General features: G+C 66.4%; 4 protein-coding genes and 1 pseudogene. 4 read left to right on the forward strand and 1 reads right to left on the reverse strand.

Features of this window, described 5'->3' with window-relative positions; translation table 11 throughout:
- The first annotated feature begins 23 nt into the window (after window positions 1–23).
- Together ACSNOG_RS31905 and ACSNOG_RS31910 are read left to right on the forward strand one after the other, a co-directional pair.
- Window positions 24–713 carry an O-methyltransferase gene (locus ACSNOG_RS31905; protein ID WP_436756191.1) on the forward strand — a complete coding sequence of 230 codons (690 nt, stop codon included), beginning with the start codon at window positions 24–26 and terminating at the stop codon, window positions 711–713.
- 77 nt (window positions 714–790) lie between these two features.
- Window positions 791–973, forward strand: a pseudogene (locus ACSNOG_RS31910) (transposase); the annotation flags it as partial.
- 198 nt (window positions 974–1,171) lie between these two features.
- On the opposite strand, the gene ACSNOG_RS31915 reads toward ACSNOG_RS31910, so the two are convergent.
- The gene (locus ACSNOG_RS31915) at window positions 1,172–1,957 is read right to left on the reverse strand and encodes an IclR family transcriptional regulator (protein WP_436756192.1); all 786 of its coding nucleotides are present in this window, start codon (window positions 1,955–1,957) and stop codon (window positions 1,172–1,174) included.
- Window positions 1,958–2,235: 278 nt separating this feature from the next.
- Between ACSNOG_RS31915 and ACSNOG_RS31920 the strand changes: the two genes are divergently transcribed.
- Window positions 2,236–3,645 carry a radical SAM protein gene (locus ACSNOG_RS31920; RefSeq protein WP_436756193.1) on the forward strand — a complete coding sequence of 470 codons (1,410 nt, stop codon included), beginning with the start codon at window positions 2,236–2,238 and terminating at the stop codon, window positions 3,643–3,645.
- A 213-nt stretch (window positions 3,646–3,858) separates the two neighbouring features.
- On the forward strand, window positions 3,859–4,268 hold a 410-nt coding region (locus ACSNOG_RS31925; protein ID WP_436756194.1), incomplete at its 3' end, for a flavoprotein.

Consider the following 4,268-nt stretch of genomic DNA (forward strand, 5'->3'; position numbering starts at 1 on the left):
CTCGCCTTGTGAACGGAGCAGCGATGACCTCCCTCGCGGACAACCCCAAGGCCGTCCTCCTCACCCCCGCCATCCACCGCTACGTGCAGGATCACGCCGAACCCCCCACAGCAATCCAGCTCAGCCTCATCGAACGCACCCGCGGCCTGGGGGCCCCCTTCGAGATGCAGGTCCCGCACGAGCAGGCCGTTCTGCTAACCCTCCTCGCTCGCCTCGTCAGCGCCCGGCACATCGTCGAAGTAGGCACCTTCACCGGATACTCCACCCTCGCCCTTGCCCTGGGTCTTCCGCCCGACGGCCGGGTGATCACCTGCGACCTGTCGGCGGAATGGACCGACATCGCCAAGCACGCGTGGAGGGCTGCGGGTGTCGCGGACCGCGTGGAGCTCCGCCTGGGCCCCGCCTCCGACACACTGCGCGCACTGCCCGGCGAACCACACATCGACCTGGCCTTCATCGACGCCGATAAACCCGCCTACATGGACTACTGGGAGCAACTCGTCCCCCGGGTACGCCCCGGAGGCCTCTTGCTCGCCGACAACGTCTTGTACGCCGGCGAAGCGGCCGATCACCGAGCCACCGGGAACGCCGCCGCCATTCGGGCGTTCAACGACCAGGTGCGAGCCGACGATCGCGTGGAGGCCGTGATGCTCCCCATCGCCGACGGACTGACCCTCGCCCGGAAACGCGACGACCTGACCGGCAAGCCATAACGGGACCGCCCTCACAGAGGGCGAATGAGCGGCAGACCAAGACCGTGTCCTATGTGGTGAGGTGTCATTGGGCTTGTATGGGGCGGGGTGCGTGGAGCTGGATTGTTCCGGATGGGCTGTGGGAGAACGCGGAGCCGTTGATCCGGCCGGACCGGGTGCGGCCGCAGGGCGGCGGGACGGCGAACACGCCTGATGAGACGCTGTTCGCGGCGATCGTGTATGTGCTCGTCAGCGGCCGTGCTTGGCGCAGCACCCCCCCGCAACTACCTGGTCTTTCTCGGCCTCGCAGCCGCGATCTGCTGCTGCAAACGACTCGTCCGCGTCACCACATAGGACACGGTCCAAGGTCTCCGGCCCTTCGCCCGGCTGGGGCGCCGGCCGGGCCGGCGCTCAGGCTTACGAACCGTGACCTGTCCCGCACTCAGGGTCTGCACGACGGCAACCTGGCAAGTCGTCGGTTAGCAACGGGCCACTTGAGCGGCTGGAGGACCCGTGTCGGTCTGCGTGCCCCGGACGGCCAAAGGGGCGTGCAGGCCGGCACTCACAGCCCGCGCTGCTTGCGTCACGGCGCGGCCCAGCTGCTGCATGTTGCACGAGGGGTCGACCATGGCGCACAGTGCCCCGACGACGCCGCCACCCGCCGTTACCACGGGCGCGGCCACGCAGCACACGCCCGGTACCAGCTCCTCCCGATCCAGGGCCACCCCGCTTTCCCGGATGGCGGACGCCTCCCGGCGCCAGGATTTCGGGAGAGGGTCCAGGGGCACCTTTGGCGGTGCCGTAGCCACCACCAGCTTCCCTGCCGCGGCATGCCACGGCCATGTGGCCCCCGGCCGTATCGGGGCCAGGTGTTCCACCATTCCGGCCACCCCCAGGACCGCCATGGTCCGGCCCTCCCGCAGCACGCATAACCCGACCGAGGCTCCGGTGACGCCGGTCAGCCGCTGCATCGGTCCGTTGGACGCCGCTCGTAAGCCCGGGTGCGGCTGCCAGCCCGTCCCCAGGCGGAAGAGCCGCGGCCCCATCCGGTAACGAGAGCCGTGGTGTTCGACGATGCCGAGCCCGGCGAGTTGCTCCAACAGCCGGTAGGCGGTCGTCTTCGGCAGCCCGCTGCGTGCCGCCAGCGCGGTCAGCCCCGCCTCCCCGACCGCCTCCACCGCTTCCAGGAGGGCGAACGCCCCCTCGAGGACTCCGCGTCCACGAGGCGTCCCGCCACCGGACTCCTCGACCTCGCACGTGACCATCAGCGAGCTCCTTCCCTCGGTACCAAGTCAATCCCGCGGCAATAAACGCTCCATAAATTCGCTGTTTCTCGTTCATGGGTGCCGAAGATCCCCGGAAAATGTCAGATCCGCTGCGGCGGAGTACCAGTGCACGGGCCGGTCTTGCGTGGATTTTCCATGGGGCCCAAGATCGCCTCTCTCCGGCTCCGGTCCGCTCAGCGGAACACCGCTTGCCCGAGTTATTTCTTCGATGCCACGGTGTCCGCAGCGTAAGACCGCACCGACAGCACGCACCACGTATGGCCGACCTGGAGGCAGACGTGCCCGCACACGTTCAACCGAAGGACAGCGCCTATGTTCCGTCCCGATACCTGAGTCTTTCTCACCAGGACGACGGTGCACTGGTGGTGCATTGCGCCCGCACCGGGGCCGTCGGCGTGGTGCCCGCCGAAGACGCGGAGCGTGCACGCAGGGCCCTGGTCGCCAACCAGGTGACCACGGGACCGTTCACCGGCGTGCTCCAGGACCTCGTCTACGGTGGATTTCTCGTGCCTCAGGGCACCGACGAGACCGCGCTCGTGCACAACCAGTACGTGAGCCGGTACACCGATCGCAGCCTGCACTTGATCGTGATGCCGACGGAGCAGTGCAACTTCCGCTGCATCTACTGCTATGAATCCTTCCTGCGCGGAGAGATGGATCTCGAGCTGCAGGAGGGCCTCAAACGCTTTGTGTCCGATCAGAAGGATCTGGAGCACTTCTACCTCTCGTGGTTCGGAGGTGAGCCACTCCTGGCTGCCGAGACGGTGTTCCGGCTCACCGATCACTTCCGCCGGTACACGCAGGACCACGGCATCGAGTTCTATCCCCTCGCCACCACGAACGGCTACCTGCTCACCCCTGAGTACGCCGACCGCGTCATTCCCGCCGGACTGACGCGGTTCCAGATCACGCTCGACGGGCCCGAGCACGAGCACGACAAACGACGGATAGGGGCCAACGGCGAGCCTACCTTCGCCCGTATCTGGAACAACCTCGGGTACCTCCACCGTTCGGATCACGATTTCAAAGTCGTCCTCAGGCACAACTTCGACCCGGCGGGACTGCCGAAGATGGCGGACTTCCTCGGGATGCTCAAGGACGAGTTCGGCGGAGACCCGCGATTCGCTGTGGAAATGGAAGCGATCGGTCGCTGGGGCGGCGCCAATGACGCATCACTCGATGTGTGCGAGGACCGAGCTCTGGTGGACGCGGTACGACAGGCCCGGCGACTCACCGTAGAGGCCGGCTTCCGGGACGTGCACGCCCTTCCCGGAATGCAGCCGAACGGCTATGTCTGCTACGCCGCGAATCCGAAGTCATTCGTGATCGGCTCGGACGGGAAAGTCTACAAGTGCACTGTGGAGCTCGACTATCACGACCGGAACATCGTCGGCCGGCTGCATCCGGACGGCCGGATGGACCTCGACTGGAAGAAGATGGCCCTGTGGTGCGAGACCGACGGCATGGAAGAGGGAAAGAAGTGCACGAGTTGCTACTTCAGCCCCACCTGCCATGGTGCAGTCTGCCCCAAGGAATGGATGGAAGAGCCTGAGTGCGCCTGCCCCACCGGCAAGCGCTTCATCAAGGAATCGCTCACCCTCATCCGTGCCGAGAGTCTCTTCGACGTACCGGACACGGCTCCCACCGCCTACTGCCCCAAGGGCTGACATCGCCCCCAGGAGACAGTGGGGCCGCCTTCTTCATCGGAGCGAGAGGAGGTGACGACATGACCTGGATCTCCAAACCCACCACGGACTACCGCAAGCGTGAGGTGGACGACAACAACTGCAGCGGCTGCTGACAGTGACCAGGACGGCGGGGAGCGACCAACCCCGCCGTCCTGACCGCAGGCCCCTCCCTCTCCCCTCACCGGAGTGGACATGATCACTTCTCTGCCGTGCGAACGGCTGCTCCTCGGCGTGAGCGGCTCCATCCACGCGGTGCACCTGCCCCACTACCTCATCCAGCTGCGACGCGAGTTCGCTCAGGAGATCCGCGTCATCATGACGGACACGGCAACACGGATGGTCTCACCATCCGTTGTCCGAACCTACGTGGAAGAGCCCGTCTTCACCGACCTCATGGGGACCGACGCGCTGCCCAGCCCGCACGTCCGCCTCACTCGCTGGGCGCAGCTGTTCGCGGTACTGCCCGCAACTGCCGGCATACTCGCCAAGGCCGCTCACGGCATTGCGGACGACCTGCTCTCCACGGCGATTCTGGCCAGTCCCCAACCCGTCGTCTTCGGCCCTGCGATGAACCCCTCCATGTGGGAGAAGCCGACCGTGCA

The sequence above is a fragment of the Streptomyces sp. URMC 124 genome (genome assembly GCF_051386455.1).
Lineage (GTDB): Bacteria > Actinomycetota > Actinomycetes > Streptomycetales > Streptomycetaceae > Streptomyces.

Excerpts from the sequence above, each read along its gene's own strand:
- ACSNOG_RS31915 (WP_436756192.1), bottom strand. The coding sequence starts at position 1,957 with ATGGTCACGTGCGAGGTCGAGGAGTCCGGTGGCGGGACGCCTCGTGGA.
- ACSNOG_RS31920 (WP_436756193.1), top strand. The coding sequence starts at position 2,236 with ATGGCCGACCTGGAGGCAGACGTGCCCGCACACGTTCAACCGAAGGAC.
- ACSNOG_RS31905 (WP_436756191.1), top strand. The coding sequence starts at position 24 with ATGACCTCCCTCGCGGACAACCCCAAGGCCGTCCTCCTCACCCCCGCC.